The organism is Nitratireductor basaltis (genome assembly GCF_000733725.1).
GTDB classification, from domain to species: Bacteria; Pseudomonadota; Alphaproteobacteria; order Rhizobiales; family Rhizobiaceae; genus Chelativorans; species Chelativorans basaltis.
This window is the reverse complement of sequence record NZ_JMQM01000001.1, coordinates 1,156,121-1,172,959: the sequence shown is the minus strand read 5'-3', so window position 1 is coordinate 1,172,959 and position 16,839 is coordinate 1,156,121. Positions and strand designations below refer to the sequence as shown.

General features: G+C 58.5%; 14 protein-coding genes. 9 read left to right on the top strand and 5 right to left on the bottom strand.

The window, feature by feature from the left end; translation table 11 throughout:
* Window positions 1–43: 43 nt before the first annotated feature.
* The gene (locus EL18_RS05560) at window positions 44–739 is read right to left on the bottom strand and encodes an HAD family hydrolase (RefSeq protein ID WP_036480663.1); all 696 of its coding nucleotides are present in this window, start codon (window positions 737–739) and stop codon (window positions 44–46) included.
* Window positions 740–876: 137 nt separating this feature from the next.
* On the opposite strand from EL18_RS05560, the gene rpiA reads away from it, so the two are divergent.
* The 8 genes from rpiA to gltX all read left to right on the top strand — a co-directional run bounded on the left by rpiA (window position 877) and on the right by gltX (window position 10,414).
* A complete protein-coding gene (gene rpiA / locus EL18_RS05555; protein WP_036480660.1) occupies window positions 877–1,572 on the top strand; it encodes a ribose-5-phosphate isomerase RpiA in 696 nt (231 codons plus the stop codon).
* A 45-nt stretch (window positions 1,573–1,617) separates the two neighbouring features.
* Window positions 1,618–2,148: a DUF2059 domain-containing protein gene (locus tag EL18_RS05550; protein ID WP_036480656.1), complete on the top strand. Its 531-nt coding sequence runs from the start codon at window positions 1,618–1,620 to the stop codon at window positions 2,146–2,148.
* A gap of 114 nt (window positions 2,149–2,262) precedes the next feature.
* A complete protein-coding gene (gene gor, locus EL18_RS05545; RefSeq protein ID WP_036480653.1) occupies window positions 2,263–3,648 on the top strand; it encodes a glutathione-disulfide reductase in 1,386 nt (461 codons plus the stop codon).
* A 135-nt stretch (window positions 3,649–3,783) separates the two neighbouring features.
* On the top strand, window positions 3,784–5,160 hold the full coding sequence (locus EL18_RS05540; RefSeq protein WP_036480650.1) for a class II 3-deoxy-7-phosphoheptulonate synthase: 1,377 nt from the start codon (window positions 3,784–3,786) through the stop codon (window positions 5,158–5,160).
* 164 nt (window positions 5,161–5,324) lie between these two features.
* Entirely contained in the window at window positions 5,325–5,921 is a 597-nt protein-coding gene (locus tag EL18_RS05535) for a hemerythrin domain-containing protein (protein WP_036480648.1), read from the top strand.
* A 75-nt stretch (window positions 5,922–5,996) separates the two neighbouring features.
* A complete protein-coding gene (locus EL18_RS05530; protein WP_036480646.1) occupies window positions 5,997–7,664 on the top strand; it encodes an NAD+ synthase in 1,668 nt (555 codons plus the stop codon).
* A 135-nt stretch (window positions 7,665–7,799) separates the two neighbouring features.
* Window positions 7,800–9,044: an MFS transporter gene (locus EL18_RS05525; RefSeq protein WP_036480644.1), complete on the top strand. Its 1,245-nt coding sequence runs from the start codon at window positions 7,800–7,802 to the stop codon at window positions 9,042–9,044.
* A complete protein-coding gene (gltX, locus tag EL18_RS05520) occupies window positions 9,041–10,414 on the top strand; it encodes a glutamate--tRNA ligase (protein ID WP_036480642.1) in 1,374 nt (457 codons plus the stop codon). Before EL18_RS05525 ends, gltX begins: the two co-directional genes overlap by 4 nt.
* On the opposite strand, the gene EL18_RS05515 is transcribed toward gltX, so the two are convergent.
* From EL18_RS05515 to EL18_RS05505, 3 genes are all read right to left on the bottom strand, one after another.
* A complete protein-coding gene (locus EL18_RS05515) occupies window positions 10,332–11,561 on the bottom strand; it encodes a DUF2865 domain-containing protein (protein ID WP_036480639.1) in 1,230 nt (409 codons plus the stop codon). The genes gltX and EL18_RS05515 overlap by 83 nt on opposite strands.
* A 184-nt stretch (window positions 11,562–11,745) precedes the next feature.
* Window positions 11,746–14,052: an NADP-dependent malic enzyme gene (locus tag EL18_RS05510; protein WP_036480638.1), complete on the bottom strand. Its 2,307-nt coding sequence runs from the start codon at window positions 14,050–14,052 to the stop codon at window positions 11,746–11,748.
* A gap of 42 nt (window positions 14,053–14,094) precedes the next feature.
* A complete protein-coding gene (locus EL18_RS05505; RefSeq protein WP_036480637.1) occupies window positions 14,095–14,874 on the bottom strand; it encodes an SDR family oxidoreductase in 780 nt (259 codons plus the stop codon).
* Between the two features lie 126 nt (window positions 14,875–15,000).
* Between EL18_RS05505 and EL18_RS05500 the strand changes: the two genes are divergently transcribed.
* Window positions 15,001–15,813 (top strand): UDP-2,3-diacylglucosamine diphosphatase, encoded by an 813-nt coding sequence (locus EL18_RS05500; protein ID WP_051913794.1) that lies wholly within the window; start codon window positions 15,001–15,003, stop codon window positions 15,811–15,813.
* Between the two features lie 11 nt (window positions 15,814–15,824).
* Here EL18_RS05500 and dgcA read toward each other — a convergent pair whose 3' ends face one another.
* A complete protein-coding gene (gene dgcA / locus EL18_RS05495; protein ID WP_036480634.1) occupies window positions 15,825–16,808 on the bottom strand; it encodes an N-acetyl-D-Glu racemase DgcA in 984 nt (327 codons plus the stop codon).
* Window positions 16,809–16,839 lie beyond the last annotated feature (31 nt).

The window sequence follows — 16,839 nt, the reverse complement described above, 5'->3', positions numbered from 1 at the left end:
TTTGCCGAGCGAGCGGCGATATAGATGACGAGCTGATGCTAAGTCAAGTGACCGTATGGCCCTGCGCAGCCAGCACCAGTCTCTCGGAGAGTTTTACGGTGAGCTCGTCGAAATGGGAGATGACGCAGCTGGGCTCGAACACATGCACCGGCTGGTCGGTATATCCGAAATCGACAGCGACCACCGGTATGCCCGCGGCTTTGGCGGTATCTATGTCGGTGCGCGAATCACCGATCATCACCGCCCGCTCCGGATCCCCCTCAGCCATGCTGATCGTGTCCGTCAGATGGCGCGGGTCGGGTTTGCGGTGACCGAAGGTGTCGGAACCGCAGATGCATTCGAACAACTGCGTCATCTTCAACGCTTCCAGAAGCTGGCGGGACAGGCCCTCATATTTGTTCGTGCAGACGGCGGTCAGGTAACCGGCATCGTGAAAACGTTCGATGGCGGCGAGGACGCCGTCGAAGGGCTTTGATTTTCCGGGCATGTTGGCGGTGTAGTGGTCGAGGAAGATTGCCTGTAGCCGATCAAGCTCGCTTTCCGCCAAGCTGCGATTGTGCGCCGCAAATGCGCGTTCGATCATGACCCTGCTGCCGAAACCGACATAGCGGCGTATTTCGCTCGCATCGACGCGTCCAATGCCAACCCCGCTCAGACAATGGTTCAGACTGTCGAGAAGATCTGGAGCTGTATCGACCAGCGTGCCGTCGAGATCGAAGACGATGATGGGTTTGGGCATGAGCTTCCTCCTGAAGGCTGCTTCTGGTTACAGCCTGCCTTGATGCTGAGCAACCGTCACGGGGAGGCAAGGCATCTGCAGAATTGCCGAGGCTTGCGAAAAAGGGTAGGGAAGCGACCAAACAGGTGAGGGGCAGCATGGCAGATCAACAGGCTTTGAAGGTTGAAGCGGCGCGAGAGGCGCTGAAGTTCGTTGAAGACGGCATGCGTCTGGGGATCGGCACCGGTTCGACCGCGGCGGAATTCGTACGTCTCCTCGCAGAACGCGTTGCTGACGGACTATCGATCATCGGCGTGCCAACCTCCGAACGCACGGCCAAGCTGTGTCGCGAACTGGGTGTGCCCCTGACGTCGCTCGAGGAAACGCCCGAGCTTGATCTGGGAGTGGACGGTGCCGACGAGATCGGCCCTGGACTTTCGCTCATGAAGGGCGGCGGCGGGGCGTTGCTCCGCGAAAAGATCGTTGCTGCCGCCTGCCGGGATTTCATCGTCATTGCCGACGAAACAAAGCATGTGGAGACGCTGGGTAGGTTCCCGCTGCCCATCGAGATCAACGAATTTGGTCGCGGTGCGACCAGTGCCGCAATATCACGCGCCGCCAAGAAGTTGGGTCTGAGCGGAGAAATTCGCCTGCGCGAACGCGACGGGAAGCCATTCGAAACGGATGGTGGACATTTGATCCTCGACGCATCATTTGGCCGCATTCCCGAGCCAAGAGCGCTATCGGATGCACTTCATGCGATCCCGGGCGTCGTTGAGCATGGGCTTTTCCTGGATATGGCAGGCCGTGCGGTGCTTGCAGGCGCACAGGGTGTTCGCACGATCCAGGCGTGAAGAAGCAAAGCAAGAAGAAACGAGATACAACGGAGTTGTAACGAAATGAACATGGCCAAACGCGCTCGCCACGTCGCGCTAGCCGCAGCGATGGCCTTTTCTGTGCTGTCGATGAGTGCTGTCGCACAGGAAATTTCCGATTCGCATCTGAAGGCCGCCCGTCAGGCGGTCTCGGCAATCAATGCCACGTCCGACTATGATGTCGTACTCCCTCAGGCCGCCCAGAATCTCAAGGCGCAGCTCATCCAGCAGAGCCCGAACATGGTTGAGCTCATCAATCAGACCGTGGACGAGAAGGCGATCGAACTGGCTAGCCGCCGTGCGGATCTGGAGCAGGAAGCCGCGCTCGCTTACGCCCGAGTCTTCTCCGAGGAGCATCTGAATGCAATTGCCGAATTCTACAATTCGGAAGCAGGGAAGAAGCTTGTCGCTGACGGTCCGATTGTCATTCGTGAAGTTGCCAAGGCGGGTGAGATCTGGCGCCGCGGAATCGTTCGTGATTTGTCCAATGCGGTAGGCGAGACGCTTGATGCTGCGGCAAACAGCCAGGCGCCAGCCAATGGCGACAGCCAGTAAGCATCAACGCGATTTCCCGATTTTTTGAAGCCCGGCACCCGATGCCGGGCTTTCTTTTTGGGCTCCGTGCGCATAGCTGCAGGGGAATGAATTGAATGGATGGGGATTCAGCACATGGCTGATTATGATTTCGACCTGTTTGTCATCGGCGGCGGATCAGGCGGAGTGCGCGCCGGACGTCTGGCAGCGGGGCTTGGGAAGCGTGTTGCCATAGCTGAAGAATACCGCTTTGGCGGAACTTGCGTCATACGTGGTTGCGTACCCAAGAAGCTGTTTGTCTACGCTTCTCAATTTCCGGAGCATTTTGAGGATTCTGCGGGCTATGGCTGGAGCGTTGGCGAGGCCCGGTTCGATTGGCCGACACTGGTCGCCAACAAGGAGAAGGAAATCACAAGGCTGGAGGGGCTTTACCGTGCGGGCCTGGAAAAGGCTGGTGCCACGATCATCGAGGGCCGAGCCGTGCTCACGGGGCAGCATGAGATTGCCGTCGGAGAAAAGACCTACACCGCCGACAAGATCCTGATCGCAACTGGTGGGCGTCCCAATCCGCACGAGGCGTTGCCGGGCCACGAGCATTGCATTTTCTCCAACGAGGCATTCGACTTGAAGGAGTTGCCAAGGCGCATTGCCATCGAGGGCGGTGGGTATATTGCAGTCGAATTCGCCAATATTTTCCACGGCCTTGGCGTCGATACCACGCTGATCTATCGCGGCCAGGAGATCCTCGGACGCTTCGACCAGGACATGCGTCGCGGGCTTCATGAGGCCATGGAAGCGAAAGGCATCCGGATCCTTTGCCAGGAAGTGCTGAACAATATCGAGAAGAATCCGAATGGAAAGCTGGAAGCAACGATGAAGTCCGGCAAGGTCGAAAGTTTCGACCAGATCCTGCTGGCCATCGGTCGTATTCCAAATACCGAGGGCCTTGGCCTTGAAAAAGCGGGCGTTGAGACCGGCGTGAAAGGTGAGATTCTTGTCGATGATTATTCCCGCACGAATATCGAGAACATCTGGGCACTTGGTGACGTGACCGACCGCGTACAGCTTACCCCGGTCGCCATTCACGAGGCGATGTGTTTCATCGACACGGAATTTCGCGGTCAGCCCACGTCGATAGATCATGACACGATTGCAACGGCCGTGTTCTCGCAGCCCGAAATCGGCACCGTGGGTTTGAGCGAAGCGGATGCGGCGGAGAAATATGACGAGCTGGAGATCTACCGCGCCAGCTTCCGCCCGATGCGGCACACTTTGTCGGGCCGGCAGGAAAAGATGATCATGAAGCTCATCGTTGATGCGGCATCGCGCATTGTCGTTGGTGCCCATGTAATGGGGCCCGACGCGGGCGAAATGGCACAGCTTCTGGCGATTTCCCTCAAGGCGCGCCTGACAAAGGATGCCTTTGATCGTACCATGGCCGTACATCCTTCTGCGGCAGAGGAGCTGGTGACGATGTATCAACCAAGCTATCGCGTTAAGAAGGGCGAGCGGGTCGAGTAGGTCTCGCGGCAAAACTCGTACCAAAGCGTGGACGAATCGGCAGCTATCTGGGCTGGCGTCTCGGTGACGCATTGGTTAAAAGGCGGCCATGGCTGCCTTGGAGGGTTGGCCGGACAATTGTAATTGGGTGTTGAAATGAAAAACTGGTCGCCAAATTCCTGGAGAAGCAAGCCTATCCTTCAGGTGCCTTCCTATCCGGACCAGCAAGCGCTGGCCGATGTCGAGGCACGCATGGCGACCTATCCACCCCTGGTCTTTGCCGGTGAGGCCCGCAAGCTGAAAAGACAGCTTGCCGCGGTTGCCAATGGAGAAGGTTTCCTCCTCCAGGGCGGAGACTGCGCTGAAAGCTTTGCCGAGCATGGCGCAGACAATATCCGCGACTTCTTCCGCGTATTCCTGCAGATGGCCGTCGTGCTCACCTTTGCTGGCTCCCAGCCTGTCGTAAAGGTTGGCCGCATCGCAGGTCAGTTCGCCAAGCCACGTTCTTCCGATATCGAGAAGAAGGGTGACATCGAACTGCCAAGTTACCGCGGTGACATCATCAATGGCATCGAGTTCGACGAAGCCTCACGTCTGCCGGATCCGGCGCGACAGGAAATGGCGTACCGCCAGTCTGCAGCGACCCTGAACCTGCTGCGCGCCTTCGCCCAGGGTGGCTTCGCCAATCTGGAAAATGTGCATAAATGGATGCTCGGCTTCGTCTCCGACAGTCCGCAGGGCGAACGCTACCAGGCGCTTGCCGATCGCATCTCGGAGACGATCGACTTCATGCGGGCCGTGGGCATCAACGCCGAGGCGCATCCTTCATTGCGTGAGACCGACTTCTACACCAGCCATGAAGCACTGCTTCTGGGCTATGAGGAAGCCCTTACGCGCGTGGATTCGACTTCAGGCGACTGGTACGCCACCTCGGGCCACATGCTGTGGATTGGTGATCGCACGCGCCAGCCCGACCACGCCCATATCGAATATTGCCGTGGCGTGAAAAACCCGCTCGGCCTGAAATGTGGTCCATCGACCACACCGGACGGTCTGCTCGAGCTGATCGACATTCTCAATCCGGAGAACGAGCCGGGACGCCTGACGCTTATCGCCCGTTTCGGTGCGGAGAAGGCCGGCGAGCATCTGCCGCGCCTGGTTCAGGCAGTAGAGCGGGAAGGGCGCAAGGTTGTCTGGTCCTGCGATCCGATGCACGGCAACACCATCACCGCTGCGGGCTACAAGACCCGTCCGTTCGAGCGCATCATGAAGGAAGTGCAGACCTTCTTCGATGTCCACCGCGCCGAAGGGTCGCATCCGGGTGGCATTCACGTCGAGATGACCGGCAAGAACGTCACCGAATGCACCGGCGGCGCGCGTGCCATTCGTGACGAGGAACTGCAGGACCGTTACCACACGCATTGTGACCCGCGGCTCAATGCCGATCAGGCGATCGAATTGGCGTTCCTGGTGGCTGAGCTCCTGAAGAAGGACCGCGCGTCCCACGGTCTTGATCAGGCGGTTAACGCCTGACGCCCATGCAGCTGGTCATCAACCGGCCGCTGCCACATGTTTCGGATGCACCCCCGTCATGCTAATGCGCGGGGGTGTTTCTTTTTATGGCCACGCGTACTGCAGGTATCCGGGCACCTGGTCAGGCGCTTGATCGTTCAACAAGACCGCGAATGCGAGTTCCCATGTCCAACGTGCCAATCGAACTGACATTGAACGAGCGTACGGTACTGCCCTCGGATCTGCGGTACCTGATCGACAAATATCCGCGGGAAGTCTGGCAGGGACACGAGAATCTCGGGGAAATGGCGCGGTTCTGGCTGCAGCGCCACGACATGTTTCGAGAGCTGAGCGCCATGTTGCGCTCAAGCCTCGTCGACTTTCGGGAGGACAGGTTGGACGTCGAAGCCTTCGCAGGTTTCTTCGCACCACGACTGCGCTTCTTCCTCCAGCAGCTTCATGGTCATCATCAGATCGAAGACATGCATTATTTTCCCATCTTTATGGAGGCAGAAAAAGGACTCAAGAAGGGCTTTGATATTCTCGAAAACGACCATGAAGTGATCCATGACGCACTCGAGCGCAACCACGAGAAAGGGCGCGCGTTCTTGCAGGTGCTTCATGAAAACGGCTCCAGACGCCGCTTTGCTGCCGATGAATACGCCAAGGAGAATGATGACTTGATCCTCATGCTGACCCGCCATCTGGCTGATGAGGAAGATTTGATCGTGCCGGTGATCCTTGATCGTGGTGAAGCCGCTCTAGGTCTGGACCAAGGGTAATTCGCCAATCAAGCTTTCCTGCAATCATATCCGCGGATATCTGCCGCAAACCATTTCGAGGAACGAGACGGATAAATGACCGATATACTGCGCATCGCTCTCGCACAGCTGAACCCCACCGTCGGCGACATTGAGGGGAACCTCAAGAAGGCGCGTGAAGCGCGTGCAGACGCTGCAAGGCAGGGAGCGGATCTGGTTCTGTTCCCCGAACTCTTCATAGCCGGTTATCCGCCTGAGGACCTCGTGCTGAAACCCGCTTTCGTTGAAGCCTGTGAGCGTGCGGTACAGGAGTTCACGGCCGATACGGCAGATGGCGGTCCGGGCGTGGTCATGGGCTTGCCCCTGAGGCGCGAAAGCGGGCTGCACAACTCCGTTCAGGTGCTTGACGGGGGAAAGATGATCGGCGAGCGCTACAAGATGGACCTGCCGAATTACGGCGAGTTCGACGAAAAGCGCGTATTCCAGCCGGGTCCAGCCATGCCGGGCCCCGTGAACTTCCGCGGCGTGCGCCTGGGCATTCCCATCTGTGAAGACATATGGGGTGAGCTGCAGGTTTGCGAGACGCTGGCCGAGGCAGGTGCCGAACTTCTGCTCAGCCCGAACGGTTCTCCCTACTATCGTGGCAAGGTCGATGTTCGCCAACAAGTCGCCATCGTGCAGGTCATCGAGAGTGGGTTGCCGCTTATCTATGTCAACCAGTTGGGTGGACAGGACGAGCTTGTCTTCGACGGTGCATCCTTCGGCATCCAGGCGGACAAGTCGCTCGCCTTCCAGATGAGCCAGTTCGAAGAGGCGCTTATCGTCACCACGTGGAAACGCGATGGCGGCACATGGGTTTGCGCGCAAGGACCCATGTCGAAGATCCCGCAGAAGGAAGAGGCCGATTATCGCGCCTGCATGTTTGGTCTGCGCGACTACGTAAACAAGAACGGCTTCAAGAATGTCGTTCTTGGCCTGTCGGGAGGGATCGATTCCGCGATCTGTGCCGCATTAGCGGTCGATGCCTTGGGTGAAGAGCGTGTGCGTTGCGTGATGATGCCATACCGCTACACCTCGGATGAATCGCTGAAGGACGCGGAGGATTGCGCCAGGCTCCTTGGTTGCCGTTATGACACGGTTCCAATCATGGAGCCGGTCGAAGGTTTCGCCAGCGCCTTGTCCAATCTTTTCGAGGGCACGAAAGAGGGGGTAACGGAGGAAAATCTGCAGAGCCGCACACGCGGCACCATTCTGATGGCGCTGTCGAACAAGTTCGGCTCCATGGTCGTAACCACCGGCAACAAGTCGGAGATGTCGGTCGGATATGCCACGCTTTACGGTGACATGAATGGCGGTTTCAACCCGATCAAGGACCTCTACAAGATGCAGGTCTACGCCATTTCACGCTGGCGCAACGAGCATACGCCGCCTGGCGCGCTCGGCCCGACGGGTATGGTGATCCCGCAAAACATAATAGACAAGGAACCTTCCGCGGAGTTGCGGCCGGATCAGAAGGACCAGGACTCACTGCCGCCATATCCGGTGCTTGACGACATTCTCGAATGCCTCGTGGAAAACGAGATGAGCGTTGATGAGATCGTCGAGCGGGGGCATGACCGGGAGCTCGTGCACCGCATCGAGCATTTGCTCTACATCGCCGAATACAAGCGCCGTCAGGCTGCCCCCGGGGTCAAGATCACCCGGAAGAACTTTGGTCGGGACCGCCGATATCCCATCACGAACAAGTTCAGGGATCGCTCATAGCGATCTCGATGCCAGTGGAACTATGCCACCAGGTGCCGTTGGCTGCAGCTCTATTGCAGCCTGCTGCACATTCCCGCATAATTTGGCGATCAGTTAATCCGGCATCGTTCTGCTGCCGGTAATCCAAGGTTATCGATGTCGTTTCTTGTGTTCTTGCGGGAGAATGCGCGCTGGATTGCGGGCGGGTTTCTGCTGACCTTCTTCTCCTCTTTCGGGCAGACATTTTTCATATCGCTGTCTGCAGGCGACATTCGTCGTGAATATGAGCTGTCCCACGGCGATTTTGGCATGCTCTACATGGTCGCGACGCTTGCAAGCGCCTTTACTTTGCCGCGCTTTGGCCAGATCGTGGATCGCTACTCGCCGCGCAATGTGGCTCTGATCATCATTCCGATGCTCGCCGCGGCCACCATATCCATGGCGCTGTCCCATTCGCTCATCGTCCTGGTTATCACCATCTACATGCTGAGGCTCTTCGGCCAGGGGATGATGACCCACAACGCTCTGACGGCCATGGCACGATGGTTCTCCGCACAACGCGGCAGAGCCGTCTCTGTGGCGACCTTGGGCCACAATACGGGCGAGGCGGTTCTCCCGCTGATCTTTGTTGCCGTGGCGGGCTACCTGGGCTGGCGCAACGCGTGGTTCGTGGCTGCCGGAGTTCTGATCCTCGTTGCACTGCCGCTCATCAGCGGGTTGATCTGGCAGGAACGCGAACCGCGATCAACGGATCCTGAGCCGCGCAAGGCACCCGCTCGCGACTGGACACGTGCCGAAGTGATACGGGATCCCCTGTTCTATCTCCTGCTTCTCGGTGTCATGGCACCGGGTTTCATTGGCACCACCATTTTCTTCCATCAGGTTTATCTGGTGGAGTTGCGTGGCTGGTCATTGGAAGTCTTTGCCTCCTCCTTCACCTTCATGGCTTCCATGACGGTAATTTTCGCACTGGTAGCCGGACAGCTGGTAGATCGGTTCTCTGCGACGGCACTCCTTCCAAGCTTCCTGTTTCCTCTGGCGGCAGCCTGCCTCGCCCTGGCAAGTTTCGACGCCCAGTGGAGCGCCTTCGCCTTCATGGGGCTGCTTGGAATCTCCTACGGTTTTTCGTCGACCTTGTTCGGCGCGGTTTGGCCTGAGGTGTATGGTTTGCGCCATCTCGGTTCGATACGCGCTCTGACCGTTGCAATCATGGTCTTCGCAACAGCGATGGGACCGGGGCTCACCGGATATCTGATCGATGTCGGTATATCCTATCCGCTGCAGATCGCCTTCATGGGGCTTTATTGCCTCGGTGCATGCGGTCTCATGCTCTATGTCTCCCGCAAGCTCGCGCGGAGAAGCTTGCAAAGCGAGATGGCCTCGGCTACCTCGCAGCCATGACTGTTACCCTACGTTTCGCACCATCGCCCACGGGCCGGATCCATATCGGCAACGCGCGCACCGCTTTGTTCAACTGGCTCTTTGCCAGGAAGGCGGGCGGCCGGTTCATCCTGCGTTTTGACGACACGGACAGCGCGCGCTCCACGCGTGAATTTGCCGATGAGATCGAACGAGACCTGGAATGGCTTGGCATAGAGCCGGACGAAATCATTCGCCAGTCCGATCGAACTGACGCGCATGATCGTGCGGCCGCGTTTCTGCGTGAGAAAGGGCTGTTGTACCCCTGCTATGAAACGCCGGAAGAACTTGAACGTCGGCGCAAGATCCGCCTCTCGCGGCGATTGCCGCCAGTTTACGGACGTGAGGCGCTCAAGCTTTCCGAGGCGGACCGCAAGCGGCTGGAAGAGGAAGGCCGGAGTCCTCATTGGCGTTTTCTGCTGCCGAACTTCAAGGATGATCCGCATCAGCCCGAACGCACCGACGTGACATGGGACGATGTGGTGCGCGGTCCGCAAACGGTGGATCTTGCCTCCATGAGCGATCCCGTGCTCATCCGCGAGGACGGCACCTATCTCTACACCCTGCCTTCGGTGGTGGACGATATCGATACCAAGGTCACGCACATCATCCGTGGTGATGACCATGTGACCAATACCGGCGCGCAGATCGCACTCTTTGAAGCGCTCGGCGCGCAGGTTCCGGCTTTCGGTCACCACAATCTGTTGACCGCGACCTCTGGCGAAGGGTTGTCGAAACGAAAAGGGGCGCTTTCAATCGCTTCTCTTAGGGAAGATGGGTTGGAGCCGATGGCCGTGGCTTCACTGGCCGTGCTGATCGGTGCATCCGGATCCGTTGAAGCCTGCAGCAGCATGAAGGCACTGGAAGAACGCTTCGAACCTTCGGCCAGTTCACGTTCTGCTGCAAAGTTCGACCCGGAGGAACTGCGCATGCTGAGCCGTCAGCTGGTTCAGCAGAAACCTTTCGACGCTGTTGAACAGCGCCTCGCAGAGCTTGGCATCACCGGAGCGAAGGCAAAGCCGTTCTGGCAGGCCATATGCGGCAATATCGAGAAGATCGAAGATGCTGCTGAGTGGTGGGTAATCGTGGAGCAGGGGCCGTCGGAAGACACCCCGCTCGATAAAGCGGATCAGGACTTTGTCCGCCAGGCTTTCGATCTGCTGCCCGAAGAGCCATGGACGGAGAATGTCTGGAAGGAATGGACTTCTCGGGTGAAGACCGAGACGGGGCGCAAGGGCAAGCAACTCTTCAAGCCCTTGCGGATCGCTCTCACCGGTCGCGAGTGGGGACCGGAGCTTTCAGATCTATTGCCTCTTTTGGGTCGGGAAGGAACACTGGCCCGACGACCCTGATGGCTGGAACGCCGAAGGAAGAGACCGCCGTCTGGATCGGCGCGGAAGGTATTGGTGACTTCATGTCGAGCGCGCCGGCGCGGTTGGCAAGCGTCTCCGGGTCTGCAGCCGGATCGGGACGAAAGCGCGGTGCGGGCATGTCGAGCATGTCCTCGTTCTGCGCCAGGGCTGCGTCATCCGTTTTGGCGATGGAACTCACAGTCTCGCCGTTCTGCGGTTGATCATATTCGCCAGCCATGACTTCGAAGCTGGGGGATTGCACTTCGCAGCTACAACCTGCGCCCCCCAAACCCTTGCGGCGATATGCATAGGCAAATTCCGTTCGCTGGTAGGGCGTACCATCGGAGATCGATACCATCTGGGCGGTTTCTTCATCTGGTACGCTGTGAACGAAAAGTTCCACCGCCGCGCCCGGGCACCGTGCCTCGCAAGTCTGCTGATCCCGCTCGAACATGTCTTTCGGCACGGAAAAGGAAATGGGGAAATAGTAGCCGTCGCACATGCGCACACACATGGTGCGGAAAGTGGTCATGTTGCGCGGCTTGACGAAGGGTGCACTGGCCCTTGTTGCCGAGTTCTGCTTGCGGACGACCTTCTTGACGGCTGCCTTGCGGACTGCCTGCTTCTTTTGCGGTGCCTTTTGTACCACCCGCGCAGGCGCTGCATTTTTCTTGATGCGTGGAGCCGCAGCCTTTTGCACCTTTTTCTTCGTCTTGGTTTTCGCCTTTACGGAGGTCGCCGGCTTGTTTCGGCAGCCATATTTGCGGATATCGCGCAACAGGCGGGCCTTGATCTGCTTTGTGTTGCCTGCGCCACCCATTGAGGCACGCTTGCGCTTCAACTGCGCCAGGTTGTTGCTCATCTTCTGGATGGTGGAACCGATGGAGCGGCACTGGGCACTGTTATTGCCAAAAAGTCCGCCCGTACAGCCGGCATTTCGCGCGCTGGCACGGGCGCGATTCAGCTCGCTGCCCTGACGGGAGATGGCCCTGTCATACTTGGCGATCGAAGTGCTTGAGCCCCCACGTGAGGCCTTTGCAAGCTGCGCTTCGAGATTTCGGCACGTGCGGGAAAGAGCATCTGCCTGAACGGTGAGAAATAGACATGAAATGAATCCAAGTATGGCGATGCGCACAAAGCCGTACATGTAGCCTCCGTTCCGCTGTCGGTCAGCGGTATGAGTTCGAAACGAAAAAACAGTAATGGTCACAACTTCATCTCGCGCCTGCAGTCACAATAATAGAAGCAGGCACGGTACGCCTACAAGTTGCGTTGAGATAAAATTGTTAGCAAAGGTAGATTAAGTGCAAATTATCTGCACCCCACGAATTTTAGCCATTTCTATTTTGGCTCGCTTCCACGACTGCAAGCGCTGTCATGTTGACCACGCCGCGTGAGGTAACTGATGGCGTCAGGATATGAGCCGGCATGGCCGGACCGAGTAAGATCGGTCCCACATGAAGGGCATCGGTCATGGCGCTGACCGTGGTCAGGGTGATATTGGCCGCGTCGAGATTGGGGAAGACGAGAAGATTGGCTTCCCCCTCGAGGTTGGAATGCGGGAACACCCTGCGACGCAGCGTCTCCGACAGTGCGGAATCACCATGCATCTCGCCATCCACGACAAGATCTGGTGCCTGTTCATGAAGCAGTGCCGTTGCCTTGCGCATCTTTGCAGCGCTAGCGGATTCCCGCGAACCGAAATCGGAATGCGAAAGGAGGGCAGCACGTGGTTCGATGCCGAAGCGTCGTATTTCTTCCGCTGCCAGACGCGTCATCTCCGCGATCTCTTCTGCTGAAGGGTCGATGCTCACATAGGTGTCGGTGAAGAACATCACCCCTTGCTTCGTGATCAGCATTGACAGTGCCGATAGCTCATCCACGCCGGGACGACGACCCAGGATGATGTCCACATAGCGAAGGTGACGCTCGAACCTGCCTTCAAGACCACAGATCATCGCATCAGCTTCATCACGAAGCATGGCAAGGGCCGCGATGACGGTATTGTTCGTTCGCACAAGTGTGCGGGCACCTTCAGGCGTGATGCCACGGCGCCCCGTGCGCTTCTGCAGCAGGTCGACATATTCGCGGTATCGCGGATCATCCTCGGGATTGATGATGTCGAAATCCTTGCCCGGCCGGATTTTCAGACCATAGCGGCTTAGCCGTGTCTCGATGACAGCAGGTCTTCCAATCAGCGTTGGACGCGCAATGCCTTCTTCAAGAACGACCTGGGCAGCGCGCAAGACACGTTCGTCTTCGCCATCGGCATAGATCACGCGCTTGTGCTGCGCCGCCTTCGCGGAGGAGAAGACCGGCTTCATGACAAGGCCCGAGCGGAACACGAAGCGGTTCAGCCGGTCGTAATAGGCCTGCATGTCCTCGATCGGTCTGCTCGCCACGCCGCTTTCCATGGCCGCTTCCGCCACTGCCGGAGCAATCCGCAGGATCAGGCGCGGGTCGAAGGGCGAGGGGATCAGGAAGTCGGGGCCGAAGATGGGTGTTTCGCCGCTATAGGCGCGCGCGGCCACATCGGAAGGTTCTTCGCGTGCAAGCGCTGCAATGGCACGCACCGCAGCAAGCTTCATCGTTTCGTTGATGGCCGTGGCGCCTACATCAAGCGCACCGCGGAAGATGTAGGGAAAGCACAGAACATTGTTGACCTGATTGGGGAAGTCGGAGCGTCCTGTGCAGATCATGGCATCGGGCCGCGCCTCACGGGCCACTTGCGGCATGATCTCCGGAACCGGATTGGCCAGAGCCAGGATCAGCGGCTTGTCCGCCATGTCCGCCAGCATTTCCGGCTTCAATACGCCTGCCGCCGAGAGCCCCAGAAACACGTCCGCTCCGGGGATGACCTCGGCAAGGCTGCGCTTGTCTGTGTCCTTGAGGTAGGGCTCTTTCCAGCGGTCCATCTCCTCCACGCGGCCTTTATAGGCAACGCCGTGGCGGTCGGTGATCCAGATGTTCTCCAGATTTGCACCCAGTTCGACCAGCAGGTTGAGACAGGCAAGCGCTGCAGCACCCGCGCCCGAGGTCACGATCTTGGCCTCGGAAATCTTCTTTCCCGCAAGTTCCAGACCGTTGATGATCGCGGCGGCGACGATGATTGCAGTGCCATGCTGGTCATCATGGAAGACGGGAATCTTCATGCGCTGTTTCAGACGCTCTTCAACGTCGAAACATTCCGGAGCCTTGATGTCTTCAAGGTTTATGCCGCCAAAAGTCGGCTCCAGCGCTGAAACGGTTTCGACCATCCGGTCGATTTCCGGTGCATCGATCTCGATATCGAAGACATCGATATTGGCAAATTTCTTGAAAAGGACCGCCTTGCCTTCCATAACGGGTTTGGAAGCAAGGGGCCCGATATTGCCCAGGCCCAGCACGGCCGAGCCGTTGGAGACCACGGCGACAAGATTCGCGCGCGCGGTGTAGTCCGCAGCCGTGGTCGGGTCTTCCTTGATGGCCAGGCAGGGTGCAGCAACACCCGGCGAGTAGGCCAGGGCCAGATCGCGCTGGTTGCCGAGCGGCTTAGTCGCCTGGATTTCCAGCTTGCCCGGCACGGGATAGCGGTGAAAGAAGAGTGCCGCTTCGTCGAGTTCCGACGTTTTGCTGTTCTTGTTCTCGTTATCAGCCATAGTCGCAATTTCCCGCGTATCAGTCCCAAGCCGGACGATGCCTTAGAAGGCGCTGTTGTAGAGGCCGCCGTCGAGTTTCAGGTTCTGGCCCGTGATGTACCCGGCATGAGCCGAACACAGGAAGGCGCAGGCCTGCCCAAATTCCTCGGCCGTGCCAAAGCGGGCCGCCGGTATCTCGGCTGCCTGTTTCGCGGCCTGTTCCTCATAGGAAACACCGGCCTTTTCTGCGCCTGCGCGAATGCCGCTCGCAAGCCGTTCTGTATCCATCTTGCCGGGGAGAATATTGTTGATGGTCACATTCTTGTTGGCAACGGAACGCGACACGCCGGCGAGGAAGGCCGTGAGACCCGCGCGTGCGCCGGAAGACAGATCCAAGCCTTCTATCGGCATGTAGACGGACAGGGAAGTGATGTTGACGATGCGACCGAAATTGCGCTCTGCCATGCCGTCGATCACCCGCTGGATCAGTTCGAGTGGAACGACCATGTTCTGCGTCGCGCCCCTCAGCATGTCCTCGCGGGTAAGGTCGCGAAAATCGCGGCGAGGCGGGCCACCATTGTTGTTCACGAGAATATCCGGCTGCGGGCACGCGCTGAGCAATGCATCCTGAACCGAAGGTTCAGAAACGTCGCCCGCGACCTCGGTCACCACGACCGGATATGCGCGACGAATCTCTTCCGCAGTCTGATGCAGGGAGTTGGGCTCACGGCCATTGACGACCACATCACAGCCGGCTTCAGCAAGCGCCATGGCGCAGCCGCGGCCAAGTCCTCTGCTTGATGCGCATATGATTGCCTTGCGGCCCTTGATTCCCAGATCCATCTGCTTCTCCCAGGCTTCTGCTTCGTTGGATGATCTACAGATGGCCTGCCTGCATGACAACCGTCACATGGCTGTGACATGAATCTGTCCATAGAAGCTGCGTCTCGAACGAAACGGTCGCCAGCCATGCCAGAGCCCAGATCCCGCCACTACCGCAGCATCTTCATTTCCGATGTGCATCTTGGCTCAAGGCCTGCAAAGGCGGAGTATCTGATCGACTTCCTGCGCTACAATGACGCCGACACGGTTTATCTGGTGGGTGACATCGTTGATGGTTGGCGCTTGCGCCGTTCCTGGCATTGGCCTCAGGCTCACAATGATGTCGTGCAAAAGCTGTTGCGCAAGGCCCGCAAGGGTACCGAGATCTACTATGTCGCCGGCAATCACGACGAGTTTCTGCGCTCTTTCCAGGGAACGCATTTCGGCGGCATCGTGGTTTGCGATCGACTCATCCACAAAGGTGCCGATGGCAGGGATTATCTTGTCATCCATGGCGATCAGTTTGACCAGCTCGTGCACAATGTGCGCTGGCTCGCCTATCTCGGCGATAAGGCCTATGATCTGGCCATCGTGATCAACCGTGCGGTTGCCGCGCTCCGCAGGCTGCTTGGGCGGCCTTACTGGTCATTCTCTTCTTGGGCCAAGGTCAAGGTGAAGAAGGCCGTCAACTTCATCAGCTCGTTTCAGGAAGTCCTGGCGCAGGAAGCCCGACGCAGCGATGTCGACGGAGTCATTTGCGGCCATATCCACCATGCCGCGATCGAAGAGATCCGGGGTGTTCGCTACATGAATACCGGCGACTGGGTGGAAAGCTGCACCGCCCTTGTCGAGGATTTCGAAGGAAATTTCGAGATAATCACCTGGACCGGCATAGCCGCGCCCGCAACAGCCGAATCCAAGCTCCGCGTCGCAGAGGCAGCAGGAGTGAAAGCTGCGTAAAGCGCGACGAACTAGCCCCAAAGCTCGGGGAGTGGGGGTGATACGACAGAGCCGGTATATTTCAATCCGGGCTCACGGTCCTGCTTCAGGAGCAGTGGACCATCCAGATCGACGAAATCCGCGTCCTGGGCAAGCAACATTGCCGGTGCCATGGCCAGTGATGAGCCGACCATGCAACCTATCATGATGGAGAAACCCTGCGCACGTGCCTCGCGGTGAAGCGTGATTGCCGCTGTCAGGCCGCCAGTCTTGTCCAGCTTTATGTTTACCGCGTCATAGCGTCCCTTGAGATCAGGCAGGTCTTCGGCAGTATGAAGGCTCTCGTCGGCACATACGGGGACAGGATGAGGTATCTGGGCCAGAATGGCGTCTCCGCCAGCCGGTAGTGGCTGTTCCACGAGCGCCACCTTGTGCTCTGCGCAGGCGAGGAGGTTTTCCCTTATATTGTCTTCGGTCCAGCCTTCATTGGCATCGATGATCAGGCGGCTGTTGGGGGCCGAGGCCGCAACCGCGTGAATGCGGGCTGCGTCATTCTCCGCGCCCACCTTCACCTTCAGAAGGGGGCGCATCGCCTGACCGCGCGCTGCTTCGGCCATCTCGTCGACCGTGCCAAGGGAAATGGTTGCTGCCGTGGTGACCGGTCGCAACGGCGTGTCGCAGACATGTTCGTAGACGCGCTTGCCGCTGATCTTGGCTTCCACGTCCCACAAGGCACAGTCAACGGCATTGCGCGCAGCGCCCGCAGGCATGGCTTCGAGCAGTTCCTTGCGAGACAATCCGCCTTCGATGAGAGTTCGTGCCTTTTCGATCTGCGCGATGACGCTATCTACGGTCTCATCGTAGCGGGGATAGGGAACACATTCGCCGTGACCAACCGCATCACCACATGAAATCGTGCAGGTCACGACCTGGGCTTCCGTACGCGCACCGCGCGCGATTCGGAAAACACCGGCGATAGGAAACCGTTCGATCTCGACTTTCATGCTGTAGGACATCTTTCACCCTCCAACGGTGCGAAAAAGCAGC